General features: G+C 66.5%; 15 protein-coding genes. 10 read left to right on the top strand and 5 right to left on the bottom strand.

Annotation, left to right across the window (positions count from 1 at the left end; translation table 11 throughout):
* Positions 1-5 precede the first annotated feature (5 nt).
* From PV761_RS01170 to PV761_RS01180, 3 genes are all read left to right on the top strand, one after another.
* The gene (locus PV761_RS01170; protein ID WP_347893694.1) at positions 6-1,220 is read left to right on the top strand and encodes a homoserine O-acetyltransferase; all 1,215 of its coding nucleotides are present in this window, start codon (positions 6-8) and stop codon (positions 1,218-1,220) included.
* A gap of 194 nt (positions 1,221-1,414) precedes the next feature.
* Positions 1,415-2,809 carry an MFS transporter gene (locus PV761_RS01175; RefSeq protein ID WP_347893696.1) on the top strand — a complete coding sequence of 465 codons (1,395 nt, stop codon included), beginning with the start codon at positions 1,415-1,417 and terminating at the stop codon, positions 2,807-2,809.
* A 5-nt stretch (positions 2,810-2,814) separates the two neighbouring features.
* Complete coding sequence (locus tag PV761_RS01180) at positions 2,815-3,933, top strand: zinc-dependent alcohol dehydrogenase family protein (RefSeq protein WP_347893698.1); 1,119 nt, start codon at positions 2,815-2,817, stop codon at positions 3,931-3,933.
* A 20-nt stretch (positions 3,934-3,953) separates the two neighbouring features.
* Here PV761_RS01180 and PV761_RS01185 read toward each other — a convergent pair whose 3' ends face one another.
* Positions 3,954-4,853, bottom strand: coding sequence for a LysR family transcriptional regulator (locus PV761_RS01185; protein WP_347893860.1), 900 nt, complete (start codon positions 4,851-4,853; stop codon positions 3,954-3,956).
* A gap of 171 nt (positions 4,854-5,024) precedes the next feature.
* Between PV761_RS01185 and mmsB the strand changes: the two genes are divergently transcribed.
* From mmsB to PV761_RS01205, 4 genes are all read left to right on the top strand, one after another.
* A complete protein-coding gene (mmsB, locus tag PV761_RS01190; protein ID WP_347893700.1) occupies positions 5,025-5,927 on the top strand; it encodes a 3-hydroxyisobutyrate dehydrogenase in 903 nt (300 codons plus the stop codon).
* Positions 5,928-5,957: 30 nt separating this feature from the next.
* A complete protein-coding gene (locus tag PV761_RS01195) occupies positions 5,958-7,442 on the top strand; it encodes a CoA-acylating methylmalonate-semialdehyde dehydrogenase (RefSeq protein WP_028272550.1) in 1,485 nt (494 codons plus the stop codon).
* A 48-nt stretch (positions 7,443-7,490) separates the two neighbouring features.
* Positions 7,491-8,387 (top strand): hypothetical protein, encoded by an 897-nt coding sequence (locus PV761_RS01200; RefSeq protein ID WP_347893703.1) that lies wholly within the window; start codon positions 7,491-7,493, stop codon positions 8,385-8,387.
* 78 nt (positions 8,388-8,465) lie between these two features.
* Positions 8,466-9,776: a DUF222 domain-containing protein gene (locus PV761_RS01205; RefSeq protein WP_347893862.1), complete on the top strand. Its 1,311-nt coding sequence runs from the start codon at positions 8,466-8,468 to the stop codon at positions 9,774-9,776.
* A gap of 56 nt (positions 9,777-9,832) precedes the next feature.
* On the opposite strand, the gene PV761_RS01210 is transcribed toward PV761_RS01205, so the two are convergent.
* From PV761_RS01210 to PV761_RS01220, 3 genes are all read right to left on the bottom strand, one after another.
* Positions 9,833-10,405, bottom strand: coding sequence for a hypothetical protein (locus tag PV761_RS01210; RefSeq protein WP_347893705.1), 573 nt, complete (start codon positions 10,403-10,405; stop codon positions 9,833-9,835).
* A gap of 135 nt (positions 10,406-10,540) precedes the next feature.
* Positions 10,541-11,668, bottom strand: coding sequence for a winged helix DNA-binding domain-containing protein (locus PV761_RS01215; RefSeq protein ID WP_347893707.1), 1,128 nt, complete (start codon positions 11,666-11,668; stop codon positions 10,541-10,543).
* Between the two features lie 6 nt (positions 11,669-11,674).
* On the bottom strand, positions 11,675-12,481 hold the full coding sequence (locus PV761_RS01220; protein WP_347893864.1) for an SGNH/GDSL hydrolase family protein: 807 nt from the start codon (positions 12,479-12,481) through the stop codon (positions 11,675-11,677).
* 149 nt (positions 12,482-12,630) lie between these two features.
* Between PV761_RS01220 and PV761_RS01225 the strand changes: the two genes are divergently transcribed.
* Positions 12,631-13,281, top strand: coding sequence for an alpha/beta fold hydrolase (locus tag PV761_RS01225; protein WP_347893709.1), 651 nt, complete (start codon positions 12,631-12,633; stop codon positions 13,279-13,281).
* A gap of 16 nt (positions 13,282-13,297) precedes the next feature.
* On the opposite strand, the gene PV761_RS01230 is transcribed toward PV761_RS01225, so the two are convergent.
* Positions 13,298-13,534: an RNA-binding S4 domain-containing protein gene (locus tag PV761_RS01230; RefSeq protein WP_028272543.1), complete on the bottom strand. Its 237-nt coding sequence runs from the start codon at positions 13,532-13,534 to the stop codon at positions 13,298-13,300.
* 33 nt (positions 13,535-13,567) lie between these two features.
* Here PV761_RS01230 and PV761_RS01235 point away from each other — a divergent pair, with 33 nt between their 5' ends.
* Together PV761_RS01235 and PV761_RS01240 are read left to right on the top strand one after the other, a co-directional pair.
* Positions 13,568-14,569 carry a DMT family transporter gene (locus PV761_RS01235; RefSeq protein WP_347893711.1) on the top strand — a complete coding sequence of 334 codons (1,002 nt, stop codon included), beginning with the start codon at positions 13,568-13,570 and terminating at the stop codon, positions 14,567-14,569.
* A gap of 124 nt (positions 14,570-14,693) precedes the next feature.
* A complete protein-coding gene (locus PV761_RS01240; RefSeq protein WP_347893713.1) occupies positions 14,694-16,079 on the top strand; it encodes a glycine--tRNA ligase in 1,386 nt (461 codons plus the stop codon).
* Positions 16,080-16,081 lie beyond the last annotated feature (2 nt).

Raw genomic sequence — 16,081 nt, forward strand, 5'->3', positions numbered from 1 at the left:
CTCAGATGACGATTGCCGTCACCCGCAGCGGTGTACCCGAAACAAATGTCCACGGAGTGGAAAAGAACGCGGATAAGAGCACAGGCGCCGGCACGGCGGGAACCCGGACAGATATCAACACAGTGGACACCAACGCCCCTGACGGCACCGTCAAGTTCCTCAGCGTTGGCGGGCTGGAACTGGAGGCCGGCGGCTTTCTTCCGGACGTGACGCTCGCCTACGAAACGTGGGGCACGCTGAACGCGGACCGTTCCAACGCCGTGCTGGTGCAGCACGCCCTCACCGGCACCACGCACGTCACCAGGGGTGCCAGCGACGAGGAAGGCTGGTGGGAGCAGCTGGCCGGCCCCGGCGCCCCCGTTGATACGGACAAGTACTTCGTGGTCTCCATTAACATCGTGGGCGGCTGCTATGGCTCCACCGGCCCGTCCACCCCGGCCCCGGACGGCAAGCCCTGGGGTTCGCGCTTCCCCCTGGTGACCCTGCGGGACACGACGGCGGCCGAGTCCCGGCTGGCGGATGCACTGGGGATCGAGAGCTGGTACGCGGTGTTGGGCGGCTCCCTGGGCGGAGCCCGGGCGCTGGAATGGGCCGTGAGCTACCCGGACCGCGTCCGGCGCTGTGCCGTGATATCCATCGGCGCCAGCAGCACGGCCGAGCAGATCGCCTTTGCCCAGGCCCAGACCCTCGCCATCCGCCAGGACGTCAACTTCAACGACGGCGATTACTACGGCGGCCCGGAGCCGGAAGCCGGCCTGGCCCTGGCGCGCAGGATAGCCCACATCACGTACCGGTCCGCGTACGAGCTGGAGACCCGGTTCGGCCGCAACGCGCAGAGCAGCGAGAGCCCGCTCGAAGCGGTGTCGCTGGGGGGCCGCGGCCGCTACCAGGTGGAGAGCTACCTCGACCACCAGGGCACCAAGCTGGTCCGGCGCTTCGATGCCAACAGCTACATCGCCATCACCGAAGCGCTCATGAGCCACGACGTGGGCCGCGGGCGCGGTCCGCTCAAGGACGCGTTGGCACGGGCCACGGCCGAGTTCTTTATAGCCGCCGTGAATACGGACCGGCTGTATTTTCCGGCGCAGTCCTATGAACTCGCGGCGGCGCTCCCGGGGGATGTGCCCGTGCACGTCATCGAAGCGCCCATCGGCCATGACGGCTTCCTGACCGAGATCGGCCAGCTCAGCACGCAGTTGCGGCAGAACTTCTTCGCCTAGGCCGCGCTTCTTCGCATATCGCCCGCTGGCCCAATGTGCATTTTTGCAGAGCAGTCCTGCAGAAAATGGCGTTGAGCCTGCGGCAATGTGAGTCCATACTCTAGGGGACCGGCGCGCGTTGGTGGTGCACATCACACGCGGCCGCTACGGAATGGTCCACATGGCGTCGACGGAGACGCCGAAGGAGTTCACAAATGAGCACGCAAGACTCCGCCGCAAGGCGCGTAGATGAGACTGACGTCAAGGCCTCCGGCCTGAAGAAGGTAGTGACGGCCTCGATGGCCGGCACTGTTGTTGAGTGGTATGAGTTCTTCCTCTACGCCTCGGCGGCAACACTGGTTTTCGGCAAGATGTTCTTCCCCAATTCCGGCACGGAGCTGGACGGGATCATTGCCGCCTTCGTCACGTACGCGGTGGGCTTCGTTGCCCGTCCCATCGGCGGCATCGTTTTTGGCCACTTCGGTGACAAGTTCGGCCGCAAGCAGCTGCTCCAGCTGAGCATCATCCTGGTGGGCGTCTCCACCTTTGCGATGGGCTGCCTCCCCACCTTCGCGCAGATCGGCTACTGGGCTCCCGCCCTGCTGGTGTTCCTGCGGTTTGTTCAGGGCTTCGCCGTCGGCGGGGAATGGGGCGGCGCCGTGCTGCTCGTGGCTGAACACAGCCCCAGCAAGTCCCGTGGATTCTGGTCCAGCTGGCCGCAGTCCGCCGTGCCCCTGGGCAACCTGCTCGCCACCGGCGTGCTGTTCACGCTGTCCTCCACGCTGTCCTCGGCCGACTTCCTCGGCTGGGGCTGGCGCGTCGCCTTCTGGCTGTCCGCAGTGATCGTGATCGTGGGCTACTACATCCGGACCAAGGTCCAGGATGCCCCCATCTTCCTCGAGGCACGCAAGGAAGTGGTCGTTGAGAACAAGGGCTACGGCGTGGCCGAGGTGTTCCGCCGGTACCCGCGCGGTGTCTTCACCGCCATGGGCCTGCGGTTTGCGGAAAACATCCTTTACTACCTCGTGGTCACGTTCTCCATCACCTACCTGAAGGTTGTAGTCCAGACCGACACGTCCAGGATCCTCCTGCTCCTGCTGGTGGCGCACTTCATCCACTTCTGCACCGTGCCGATGGTCGGCAAGCTTTCGGATGCCTTCGGCCGCAAGCCCGTCTACATGGCCGGCGCCATCCTCGGCGGCACCTGGGGCTTCTTCGCCTTCCCGATGATGGACACCAAGAATGACCTCGTCATCCTCGCCGCCATCACCATCGGACTCCTGTTCCACGCACTGATGTACGCCGGCCAGCCGGCGATCATGGCTGAAATGTTCCCCACCCGGATGCGCTACTCCGGCGTGTCACTCGGGTACCAGGTCACCTCGATCGTTGCCGGCTCCCTGGCCCCGATCATCGCCACGGCGCTGCTGAGCAACTTCAAGTCCTCAGTCCCGGTGGCGTTCTACCTGCTGGGCGCCTGCCTGGTAACGCTGGTGGCGGTGTACTTCCTCAAGGAAACCCGGGGAATTTCACTGCATGATGTCGACGCTGCCGACGCGCAGGGCACGGCGGACCTGCTGGCCGCGTCCAAAGTCTCCGCCAGGAAGTAGTTTCGATGCGAGCAGCAGTCCTTTACGCCGCTGTCCCTGCGGGCACCAGCTATACGGAAGTCCGCCCGCTCGTGGTGGAGGAACTTGAGCGGCCCGAACCCCGCGCCGGCGAACTCGGTGTGGCCATCACCTACTCCAGCCTGTGCCATTCGGATCTGTCGGTGGTGGACGGATCCCGGGTACGGCCGCTGCCCATGGCGCTGGGGCATGAGGCCGTGGGCCGGGTCGTGGCAGTCGGCGAGGGAGTGGCGGGCGTCTCGGCGGGGGACGATGTGGTGCTCGTCTTTGTCCCCAGCTGCGGCGACTGCCGCGCGTGCCGCTCCGGCCGCCCGGCCCTGTGCCACCGTGCCGCCGAGGTCAACGGCTCGGGTGACCTGCTGCACGGGGAGGCTCTGCTGCGGACACCGTCGGGGGAGCGGATCAACCACCACCTCGGGGTATCCGCCTTTGCTGACTACGCAGTGGTGGCGCGTGAATCCGTCGTGGTGATCGGCGACGACGTCCCGGACACCGTCGCGGCCATGTTCGGCTGCGCCGTGCTTACCGGCATGGGCGCTGTGCTGAACACCGCGGCGGTCACCGCCGGTCAGTCGGTGGCCGTCTTCGGTCTCGGAGCCGTCGGGCTGTCCGCCGTGATGGCGGCGTCCCTGGCCGGTGCTGCCTCGGTCATTGCCATCGACCCCAACGAGGGCAAGCATCAGCTGGCCCTGGACTGCGGTGCGACGGCAGTGGGAACTCCCGACGACGCGGCGCGCCTGGTCGCTGAGGCGACCGGCGACGGCGTGGACGTCGCCGTTGAGGCGGTGGGCTCCCCGGGGGTGATCGGCTCGTGCCTGGACCTCGTCACCCGCGGCGGCGCCGTCGTCTCGGTCGGGCTGCCCAAGCCCTCAGCGGAGCTGACCGTGGGAGCGCTCCAGTTCGCCGGTGCGGGGAAGCGGCTTCTCGGTTCGTACATGGGGGATGCCGTGCCGGAGCGCGACATTCCGCTGTATCTTGACCACTGGCGCGCCGGGCGGCTCCCGGTGGAACTGCTCCACACGGACACGCGGCCGCTCGCGGAAATCAACGAGGGCCTCGATGCCCTGGCGGCCGGGAAAGTGGTTCGCCGGCTGTTCCAGGCGTAGCTAAATGCCAGGGCCCGCTGTCAGGCTGCCAGGATGTCCTGGCGGCCTGACACCTCCGCTTTGAGCGCTTCCACCACCGCCCGGACGGACGCGGAGCGCAGTGACTCCGGACGGGCCACCGCCCAGATGGGAAGCTGCCGCTGGAACAGCTCAGGCAGCACCGGAACAAAGTCCGGGTTGTCCGCCACCATGAAGTTCGGCAACAGGCCGATGCCCGCGCCGCAGCGGACCGCCTCCACCTGGGCGAAGACGCTGGTGGCCTGGAAGCTGGATTTCGGAGCGGGCAGCTGCGAAGACCGGTGCCCCAGCTCCGCCACCTGCAGCGCCGACTCGACGTAGGAAACAAAGCCGTGTGCCCTGATGTCGTCGAGGGCGGCCGGCAATCCGCGGGACCGGACGTAGCCCGGACTCGCGTAGAGGCGCAGGAAGTAGTTCGTGAGGAACACAGGCTGCATGGTGGTGACCTCCATCCGGCCCACCACCACCTCCAGGTCCACGCCGGAACGGTTCTGGCTGACCTTGCGGGTGGCGCTGAGCATCTCCACATTCAGCAGCGGATTGTCCTGCTGCAGGCGGACCAGTGCCGGCGCCACGAATTCCGCCCCGAAGCCGTCGGAGGTGCTGATCCTGACCAGGCCGGACAACGAATCTTCGCCGTCGCTGAGGGCGCCGGTCAGGGAGCCGAGCGTTGCCTCGATCGCCTCGGCGGCGGCAACGGCCTGGCTGCCCAGTTCGGTCAGTTCCCAGCCGTGCGGGCTGCGCTCCAGCGTCCGTCCGCCCAGCTGCTTGTCCAGCGCCATGACCCGCCGGGAAATGGTGGTGTGCGTTGTGCCCAGGGTTTCCGCCACCGCGTTGAACCGGCCCAGCCTGGCCACCGTCAGCAGGATCAGCAGGTCATCCGGACTCGGCAGCCGGTTCAAATCCACTTTTTCACTTCCACCCTCAATCTGCGGAACGGCTGTTCGGAGGTGTGTGCATCAATGCACATACCGTCTGTATTTTTTCCCCTTGATTGCACTGTAACAGGGTGTGATGGTGGACACGGAACTTCCAGCAATTGGGCTGGTACACGAAGCAAAGGAGCTTTCGCCATGGCAGTTATCGCCTGGATCGGTCTCGGAAACATGGGTGGGTCCATGTCGGCAAACCTGGCTAAGGCCGGTCACGACGTCCGCGGGTTCGACCTCAATCCCGAGGCGGTGGCGGCTGCCGAAGCAGCCGGCGTGAAGCCCGTGGCCAGCATCGCCGCGGCCGTGGACGGCGCCGACGTCGTCTTCACCATGCTGCCGAAGGGCGAGCATGCCCGTGCCGTCTACCTGGGCGAGGACGGCGTCCTGGCCCATGCCGACACCAGGACCCTGCTGGTGGATTCGTCCACCATCGATATCGCCTCCGCCCAGGCATTGCACGACGCCGCCGCTGCCGCCGGCTTCCGCTTCGTGGACGCCCCGGTCTCGGGCGGGATGAGCGGCGCGAAGGCAGGGACGCTGACCTTCATGATCGGCGGCGAGGCGGGCGCCGTGGCCGACGCCACCGAATACATCCGTCCCATGGCCGCCAACATCATTCCCACCGGCGGCGCCACCACGGGGCAGGCTGCGAAGATCTGCAACAACCTGATGCTCTTCATCAACCTCGCCTCCACCGCCGAAGGTGCAGTACTCGCCGACCGCCTCGGCCTGGACAAGCAGGTCTTCTGGGACATTGCCTCGGTGTCCTCCGGCGACAGCTGGGCGCTGCGGACCTGGTACCCGGTGGCCGGCGTCGTTCCCACAGCTGCCTCCAACAACGACTTCGCGCCGACGTTCACCACCGAACTGGCGAACAAGGACATCGGCCTGGCCATCAGCGCCGCCCGGGACACCGGCACTCCGCTGGAAATCGGCGAGCACGTGCAGACGCTCTTCCAGCGACTCATCGACTCCGGGCAGTCCGGCAAGGACTGCTCCATGATCATCAAACTCGTCGACGGCTCGTTCGAGACCTCCAACTAACCGCAGCCTGCTTCACGAATAGGACTTTCCATGGAACGCATTCCGCACTTCATCAACGGTGCCCTGATCAGCGACGCCGAGCGCTTCGGCCCCGTCTTCAACCCCGCCACCGGAGCACAGGACAAAGAGGTTGCCCTCGCATCGGCCGCACGCGTGGAGGAGGCCATCGCTGCCGCCCAGGCCGCCCTGCCGGGCTGGCGGGCCACGAGCCTGGCCAAGCGCACCAACATCTTCTTCAGGGTCCGCGAACTCCTCACGCAGCGGAAATCCGAGCTGGCCGCCATCCTCACCAGCGAGCACGGCAAGGTACTTTCCGATGCCGAAGGCGAGATCTCCCGGGGCCTCGAAAACATCGAATTCGCCACCGGGCTCTCCCACATGCTCAAGGGCGAACGCTCGGAGCAGGTTTCCAGCGGCGTGGACGTCCACTCAGTGCGCCAGCCGGTCGGCGTGGTCGCCTGCATCACCCCGTTCAACTTCCCGGCCATGGTGCCGTTGTGGATGATCGGCAGTGCGCTCGCCTGCGGCAACACCGTCCTCCTCAAGCCCAGCGAGAAGGACCCGTCGTCGGCTGTTTTCATCGCCCAGGTATTCGCGGAGGCGGGACTGCCACCCGGCGTCCTCAATGTCGTCCACGGCGACAAGGAAGCCGTGGACGTCCTGCTGGAACACCCCGGCGTCAAGGCTGTCAGCTTTGTCGGGTCCACTCCGATCGCGCAGTCCATCTACAAGCGTGCGGCGGACCACGGCAAGCGCGTCCAGGCACTGGGCGGCGCCAAGAACCACATGGTTGTCCTGCCGGACGCGGACTTGGACATGGCAGCCGACGCCGCCGTGTCAGCGGCCTACGGCTCGGCGGGGGAACGGTGCATGGCGGTGTCCGTGCTGGTGGCGGTGGGCAGCATTGCCGACGACCTGGTGAAGGCCATTTCCACGCGCATGGCGGACCTCAGGATCGGTCCGGGCACAGACCCGGCGTCGCAGATGGGTCCACTCATCACGAAGGAACACCGGGACAGGGTCGCGTCCTACGTGGCCGGGGCAGCCGAGGAAGGCGCCACGGTTGTGGTGGACGGGCGCGAGCAGGCCTTTGACTCGGACGGCTTCTTCATCGGGGTCAGCCTCGTGGACCACGTCAAGCCGGGTATGAAGGTGTACGACGACGAAATCTTCGGGCCCGTGCTGTCGGTGGTCCGCGCGGACAGCTACAGCGACGCCGTCAAGCTGGTGAACGACAACGAGTTCGGCAACGGCGTGGCTATCTTCACGCGCGACGGCGGCGCGGCGCGCCAGTTCGAGTTCGACGTCGAGGCCGGTATGGTGGGCATCAACGTGCCCATTCCGGTACCGGTGGGGACGTTCTCGTTCGGCGGCTGGAAGAACTCGCTGTTCGGCGACACGCACATGTACGGCCCGGACAGCATCCGCTTCTACACCCGCGGAAAAGTGGTAACCACACGCTGGCCGGATCCCTCGACGTCGGTGATCGACCTGGGCTTCCCGCAGGTGGACTAGCGCAGTCCCTGACGGTCACCGTCACTTTCTTCGAGATGAGACGCACCCATGAGCCTGTTCTCCCGCAAGTCCCGCAGCGCCGATCCGTACCTGCCTGAACTGAGCATCAAGCAGGCTGACAGACTGCGTGACCTGTCCGTCGCCGCCCTCGGCCGCCTCGGCGATTCCGCCGAAGCGGCCGGGGACCATCTGGCCGCATCGCACAACCACCAGTACGGGCTGTTTGCTGTTGGACGAAAGGCCGCGCAGCTGCCTGAACGCGAGTGGCCGGGCATGGTCGAGCAGCACTTCGGCGCAGTCATCGGGGACGCGGCGGGACGTTCGGACATAGCGCCCGAGGAAATCCTCGGCCGGGTGTACCCGAAGTTCATATCCCCGGGAGTGCTTGCACACTCACAACAGAGTGATCCTTCCCTGTACGCCTACGCCCGCGACGTCGCGATGGTCCCGCTGCTCGTGGCACTGGACTCCCCGGAGTCCGTCACCTACGTGGCATCAACCAAGGTGGAGGCCGCCGGCGGGGCCGGCATCGTGTGGGACGCTGCGTTGAGGAACCTGATCGCAGACGGTCCAGGGCACGCGGAAGAGATGCGTTTTGACGACGGATCGTTTCTGGTTTTCGAGACCGAATCGGTCTACCAGGCCTCATGGCTGGCCTACCCGGACAAATTCGTGGAGTTGCTCGGATACAAGCCCGGACCACTCGGCGCACTGCTCAGCATCCCGGCGACCAATATCCTGTGCCTGCATCTGGTCACCGAGGCCACCACCATCAACGACATCTCGGCCATGCTCCGGGTCACCGGGCTGATGCAGGCCCAGCACCCCTCCGCGCTCAGCCCGCTGCTGTACTGGTGGGATGGCTCCAGTGTGCAACCGATTTCCGGCCACGACGGTGAAGACGTCCACCTGTTCGTCCCCGACGAGCTCGCCAGCATCCTCTAACACCAGTGCGCACGCCTGGCGCCGGTGCGCCCGCCGCTTTTCGTCGGAGGTCACTGCCAGACTTTCAGCTTGGCCTCGATGCAGGCCCGCTCCTCGGTGGCGTTCGATGTCCAGCAGCGCCGTGCGCAGGCTGAGTCCGGGCTGCCTGCTGATGAACTGGGCAAAGGCGTCGCGGCTGAGATCGCTTTGGCCCGCCGTGAATCTCCGGCCCGCGGCGGCCGGCTGCTTGGACTGGCGAAGGCCCTGGTCACGGAGATGCCCCACACCCTCACGGCCCTGCGCACCGGCCAGATCAATGAGTGGCGCGCCACGCTGCTGGTGAAGGAGACTGCCTGTTTGTCCGCGGCGGACCGGTGCGCCGTCGACGAAGAACTTGCCGCAGATATTGGGACCCTTGCGGGCGCGGGTGACCGGGCCATTATCGCGGCAGCCCGGACGGCGGCGTATCGGCTGGACCCCCACTCCGTGGTGAATCGTGCCCGCCGGGCCGTGGCGGACCGGCATGTGAGCCTTCGCCCTGCACCGGACACCATGACGTACCTGACCGCCCTGCTCCCGGTCACCGCCGGCGTGGCCGTTCATACAGCGCTTACCCGGCAGGCCGATGCGCAGCGCTCGGCGGGAGACAGCCGGTCCCGCGGACAAATCATGGCTGATGACCTGGTCGAACGCATCACGGGGACAGCGGGCGGGATCGCGGGGATTGAAATGCAGCTCATCATGACCGACTGCACCCTGTTCCAGGGCGACAGCGAACCGGCGAGGCTTCCGGGCCACGGTGTGGTCCCCGCCGGGTGGGCCAGGGAGATCTGTGTCCAGGACCAGGACCAGGACCAGGGCCAGGGCATGAGCCAGGCTCAGGGCCTGAGCCACGACCGTGACCGGCCGTTGAACGTTTGGCTGCGGCGGCTCTACACCGCCCCGTGCACTGGAGAGTTGCTTGCCATGGATTCCCGGGCAAGGCTCTTCCCTGCCGGTCTCCTCCGCTTCATCCAGGCACGCGATGGCACCTGCCGCATGCCTTACTGCGATGCGCCGATCCGCCACCACGACCACATCGTCGCATGGCAGCACGGCGGGCCCACGAGCCTTGGCAACGGCAGCGGGCTCTGCGAATCCTGCAACCACACCAAGGAGTCGCCAGGCTGGCACGCAGAACCACGGCCAGGTCCTCGGCACACGCTTGAAATCCATACTCCGACCGGGCACAGCTACCAATCCACGGCGCCTCCACTGCCCGGGACAGCGTTGGGCGGGACATCGCCGCCCGGGACGGCCTTTGGCGGGACATCGCCGCCTACGAACCGACGCCAGCTGCTTCACCGCGCCAAGATTCTCAAACGCTCCCGGCCAGGGGGCTCGCTGGCTGCCGGAGGACAGGCTGCTTGAGGGAACCGGCGGCCCGAAGGGAAACGTCAGCGCCGGGAGGTAACGGGAAGGGGCGGCTAACCCTTCATGATCTCGTCACGCCGGGTCATGTATTCCTCCATGGCGATTTCGCCGTTGCTGTACTGCTGGTCAAGCTCCGCCAGTTTCCGCGCGCGGAAACCCTGAGGGGCCGACGGCGGCGGGGGAGTAACCGGGGCGGACGGCTGCTGGCGTGACTGGTTGGCCGGATACTCGGGGCTGTCCTCGTACGGCACCTGTCCGGGGCCGCCGGGGGCAGGATAGCCATTGTTCTGGCCGCCGGGGGCAGGGTAGCCGGGGTTCTGGAAATCCTGAGCCGGATAGCCGGGGTTCTGGTACGGCTGGTCGAGCGGGGGCTGCTGACCGCCGCCGCCGAGCTGCCGGAAGCCGCCGCCGAAGTAGTCCTGCTGGGTGTAGCCGTCACGCGGCTGGTTGTTGGGCCGGCCCGGCTGCTGGCCAGGAAACTGGTTCGGGAACTGCCCGGGGAACTGGCCCGGGTACTGTCCGTAATCCTGGTTCCGGTTCCTGCCCCGGACGGACTTCCGGTACATACGCATGGCGAAGGGAATCAGGAACGACAGGATGATGATCCAGAAGAACACGTTGCTCACAGTGGAGGGCCTCTCAGAAGTGTCCCTTCAGTTTAACCCCCGGCAGCCAACCTGCCCTGTCTGAGCATTGCCGTCTGAGCATTGCCATCCGTTCATGGCCGTCCGATCAATTTCCGTCCTGTCGGATCCGTCTGATCATTTCCGTACGGCGGGCATGCCCAGGAACCGTCCGTACGCGGCAACAGCTTTATCGATCGCACGATTGCCGGCCCGGCCGGGATCGGAGCGGGTGCGGATATCCAGCTCACAGCGTCCGCCGGCCAGGTCATGGCGCCACGAACCGATCATTCGGCCGTCGCCCAGCACCACATGCATGGGCGTGTCGCGCTCAGGCAGGGCGGGGGCGGTGCCGCCCAGGAAATACCGTGACCGCGAATAGCCCATGACGTATTCGTCGTAGCACTGGATCAGGTCGATCCTGGGCTCGTCTCCGGGCTCCGCACCAGCCGCGGGTATCGCAGCAGGCCCGGGCGCGGCGGAACTGAAGTAGAACTCCAGCCCGTCCAGTGCCGAAGCGGTGAGGACTCCGGGATCGGCCTCCAGCACCAGGCCCAGCCCCAGCCGGACATCAGTCACTGTGAGCCCGGACCAGTTGGCACAGTCCTTGACCGTGGCCGGACCGCGGCTGAGGAAATACCGGCGGACAAGTTCGGCCAGCGCCTCGGAGCGGTCATCGTGGCCGCCGGCTGTTGCCGGAACACGTTCGTCGAAGAGCGCGTAGGTCTGCTTGAGCGCGCCGCCGGTGCTGCGCACGGGTATGCCGCTGGTCAGGACACCACTGATCTCGGCGTGCATAATCAGGTAGGCGAGCCCCAGGCCTTTGGCCGGGAATCCGTGGCGCTGCAGTTCGAGGGCGAGCTGCTCACGGGTTTTGTGGGCGCCGCCGGCAACGGCTGCGGCCAGGATCCGGGCGCTTCGGGATGCGGCTTCGGCGTCGATGCCGGTCTGGCGATACATGCCCCCGTTACCCTGGTGCAGCCGGGGCGCCGAGAGCATCAGCAGCCAGCGAAGGTCGTCCCGGTGCACAAAATGCCAGGTGGGCCGGAGGATATGGGTCCGGAGGATCCGGCCGTCGGCCACTGCCTGTTCGACGTCGGCAGCAGAGGCTCCTGCCGTGCGCTGCGCCAGCGACCAGCGGGCGTACGGGAACTCCTGCGCCTGGACGGCGAGGAGGTTCTTCAGCGCAGCCTCGGCGGAAACCGCGCCGGGACGGCGGAGCTGCTGCTGGCTGAGCCGCAGCCTGACGACGTCGTCAGCGTCCACCTGCGCCTACTTCCGGTCGGACTCGAGTCCCGCCGCCCCTAGTCCCGCTGCCTCGCCCGAGCCCAGCGGCATTCCGGGCCCGAAGACGGGGCCTGGCGTGGGGCGCTTGGCCGTGATGCCGTCCCCGGATGACTGGTGCCGGAGCCGGCGGACAACCCACGGAACGAAGTATTCGCGTGCCCACACCAGGTCGCCGGACCGCGCCTCCCGCCAGCTGCGCTGGGGGAGGGGCTTGGGGGAGAGCGGCTCCAGGGTGTGCTGGATGTTCAGTGAATCGAGCACCATCGCCGCTATGGTGTGGTGGCCCAACGGCGAGAAGTGCAGGCGGTCCTGGTCCCACATCTGCGGATCGCTGAGCTGGCGGAGCGACCACATGTCCGCGATGACGGCATCGTGCCGGGCGGCCACAGTGCGAAGGTTTTCGTTGTAGATGGCGATCTTGCTGCGGACCCTGCCCAGGACGGACGAACCGGTGTCCGGGCCGTTGAACAACACCACGGTGGCGCCGCCCAGGCTGAGGATATGCACCACAGAGTCCAGCTTTTCAGCCAGCGCATCAGGGTCGCCGCCGGGCCGGATGAGGTCGTTGCCGCCGGCCGAGAGGGTTACCAGGTCCGGCTTGAGGGCCAGGCACGGTGCCAGTTGCTGGTCCACGATCTGTTCCAGGAGCCGTCCCCGCACGGCAAGGTTGGCGTAGGCAAAATCGCTGTGCCCGCGGCTCAGTTCCTCGGCCACGCGGTCCGCCCAGCCACGGTGCCCTCCGGGACTTCCCGGTTCCGGGTCGCCGATGCCCTCGGTAAAGGAATCGCCCATGGCAACGTAGCGGCCCCAGGGGTGGCTATCAACAGTGTCCTGCGGGTTCGGAATGGCTTCAGTTTCGCTCACGCTTCCATCCTGCCTCGTAGGTAACAAGCTACGCCACCGTAGGTTGTTACCCGGAGGTAACTGCAAGAATGGAACCCATGACTGAATCCGACGTTTCCACTGCCCCTGTTGTCCTGTGGTCCACTCCTGACGATGAGCGCTCGGGTAAGCCACTCCTGGTCCTGCTGCACGGCTACGGTGCCAACGAACAGGACCTGCTCAGCCTTGCGGATCTGTTGCCCGGCGATTTCGCGGTGGCGTCGGTCCGCGCCCCCATCGCCATGGGCCCGGGGTTCACCTGGTTCCCGCTGACGGACTCCGCCGACTATTCACTCGACGCGGTTAAGGACGCCTCCGCCTTTGTGCTGGACTGGCTCGACGGCGTCAAAGGTGACCACCCGTCCGTCACGTTGCTCGGGTTCTCCATGGGAATGGCGATGGCCACCACGCTGCTGAGGCAGCGCCCGGCGGACTTCGCCGCCGTCGTCGGGCTTTCCGGCTTTGCAGTGAACGCCGGAGGGGACCCGACGTTCCGGGACGACGAACTGGACGGCAGCGTCCCGCTGTTCTGGGGCCGCGACCAGCAGGACCCCGTCATCACCCAGGACAAGATCGAATACACCATGGGCTGGGTGCGGAAGCACGTGAAGCTGACGAAGGTCCTCTACACAGGGATGTGGCACGGGATCAACCAGCAGGAGATCGGCCACGTTTCAGAGTTCCTCACCCACGAGGTGCTGAAGAAGTAGTCCAGCGCAGTAACGGCTAGGAACCGGCGGGAGTCAGAATCCGCACGGTCCGGCCGTTCACGGTGACCGTGTCGCCGTGGTGAAGCTGCCGGCCGCGGCGGTCGTCGATGTCGCCGTTGACCTTGACCAGTCCGTTCTTGATCAGCTCCGTGGCCTCAACGCCGTCCTCCACGAGGCTGGCCAGCTTCAGGAGCTGGCCCAGGCGGATCATGTCGTCGCGGATGGGGATGTCTTCGATTTCCGGGTTGCTCATACAAGCAATGATGCCTGACGTAAGGTGAATCCAGTGACCCATGCACCCCGTCTGCCCCTCCTTGCAGGACTGCCGATTGCCGTAGCCGCCGGACTCGCCATCCCCGTCCAGGGCCGGATCAACGGCGCACTGGGCGCCCGGCTGGATGACGGCATTGCCGCCGCGGTAGTGAGTTTCACCACCGGACTGATCGTGATGGTCCTGGTCTCGCTGGTCCTGCCGCGGGGACGCCGCGGGCTCGCCCAGATCCTTCCTGCGGTCCGGGAACGCCGGTTTCCCCCGATCTACGTAATGGCCGGCGGCATCGGCGCGTTCTTTGTGTTCGCGCAGACCTTCACCGTTGGCCTGCTGGGCGTGGCGCTGTTTACGGTAGCCACCGTCACCGGGCAGACGCTCAGCGGGCTGCTCGTGGACCGGCTCGGGATCGGCCCCGCCGGCAAGAAGTCCGTCACCGCCATCCGCGTCATCGGCACAGTGCTGACCATCGCCGCCGTCGCGTGGGCCGTGTCCCCGCGGTTCGGGGGTTCCGGCACCGGCTCCGGTGGCGCCGGCACCGACCCGGCGCAGCTGCTCCTCCCGGTGCTCCTGCCCGTTATCGCCGGGTTCCTGATGAGCTTCCAGCAGGCCATGAACGGGACGGCCACGGTGCACTACGGCACCCCCATCGCGGCCACCTTGGTGAACTTCATCTCCGGCGCCACGGTGTTGTGGCTGGCCCTGCTGATCAAGCTGGCGGTCGCCGGGCCCGGCAACGGGCTGCCGGCCGAATGGTGGTACTACCTCGGCGGTCCCATGGGCTGCGCGTTCATCGGGCTGGGCGCACTGCTGGTCCGAAGCCTGGGGGTCCTGGTCACCGGGCTGGGCATGATCGCGGGCCAGTTGCTGGGGTCACTGGGCCTGGACCTCGCCTTTCCCGCGCCCGGCACGGTGGTGGCCCTGCCCACGATCCTCGGCACCGTCCTGACCCTCGGTGCGATCGTCCTGGCCACCCTTCCGTGGCCGCGCGGCGCCCTCAAGCGGCACCCGGGCCGGTAGGCTAGGACACGCAGCTTCCTGCACATCTTTCCTTCGTACCGCCCCGCCCGGCAACCAGCCGGGTACAGGGGCCTAGAAACCGCGCGGACCGCACCCAGCGGCCCTGTAGAAATTGGAGTTCCCCATGGCAGCAAAATCCGTTCTCGACCAGGTCATCTCCCTCTCCAAGAGGAGGGGCTTCGTTTTCCAGGCCGGTGAAATCTATGGTGGCTCCCGTTCTGCCTGGGACTACGGGCCCCTCGGCGCCGAGCTGAAGGAAAACATCAAGCGCCAGTGGTGGCAGTCGGTAGTCCGCGGCCGCGAGGACGTAGTGGGCCTGGACTCTTCCGTGATCCTGCCCCGCCAGGTCTGGGAAGCCTCCGGCCACGTGGAGGTCTTCTCCGATCCACTGGTGGAGTGCCTCTCCTGCCACAAGCGCTACCGCGCCGACCACCTCGAAGAAGAGTACGAGGAAAAGAAGGGCCGTCCGGCCGAAAACGGCCTGAAGGACATCGCCTGCGCCAACTGCGGCACCCGCGGCGAATGGACCGAGCCCCAGGAATTCTCCGGCCTGCTCAAGACCTTCCTCGGCCCGGTGGCCAGCGAGGAAGGCATGCACTACCTGCGCCCGGAAACCGCGCAGGGCATCTTCGTGAACTTCAACAACGTGCTCACCACCTCCCGGAAGAAGCCGCCGTTCGGCATCGGCCAGATCGGCAAGTCCTTCCGCAACGAGATCACGCCCGGAAACTTCATCTTCCGCACCCGTGAGTTCGAGCAGATGGAAATGGAATTCTTCGTCGAGCCGGGCACGGACGAGCAGTGGCACCAGTACTGGATGAAGGAACGCATGGACTGGTACACCGGCCTGGGCCTCAAAGCCGAGAACCTGCGTTTCTTCGAGCACCCGCTGGAGAAGCTGAGCCACTACTCCAAGGGCACCACGGACATCGAATACCGCTTCGGCTTCCAGGGCTCCGAGTGGGGCGAGCTTGAAGGCATCGCCAACCGCACGGACTTCGACCTCTCCACGCACTCCAAGGCTTCCGGCCACGACCTGAGCTACTTCAACCAGGCCACCAACGAGCGCTACACCCCGTACGTGATCGAACCCGCCGCCGGCCTGACCCGCTCCTTCATGGCGTTCCTCATCGACGCTTACACCGAGGATGAGGCCCCCAACGCCAAGGGCGGCGTGGACGTCCGCACCGTGCTCAAGCTGGACCCGCGCCTGGCCCCCGTCAAGGCCGCAGTGCTGCCGCTGAGCCGCAACGAGGACCTGTCCCCGAAGGCCAAGGCCCTGGGCACCCAGCTGCGCAAGAACTGGAACATCGACTTCGACGACGCCGGCGCCATCGGCCGCCGTTACCGTCGCCAGGACGAAATCGGCACCCCGTTCTGCATCACCGTGGACTTCGACACCCTCGAGGACCAGGCCGTGACCATCCGCGAACGCGACACCATGAGCCAGGAACGGGTCTCCCTGGACAATGTGGAGGGCTACCTGGCCGCGCGGCTGATCGGCGCCTGAGC

This window comes from Arthrobacter sp. CC3 (assembly GCF_039907775.1).
Lineage (GTDB): Bacteria > Actinomycetota > Actinomycetes > Actinomycetales > Micrococcaceae > Arthrobacter.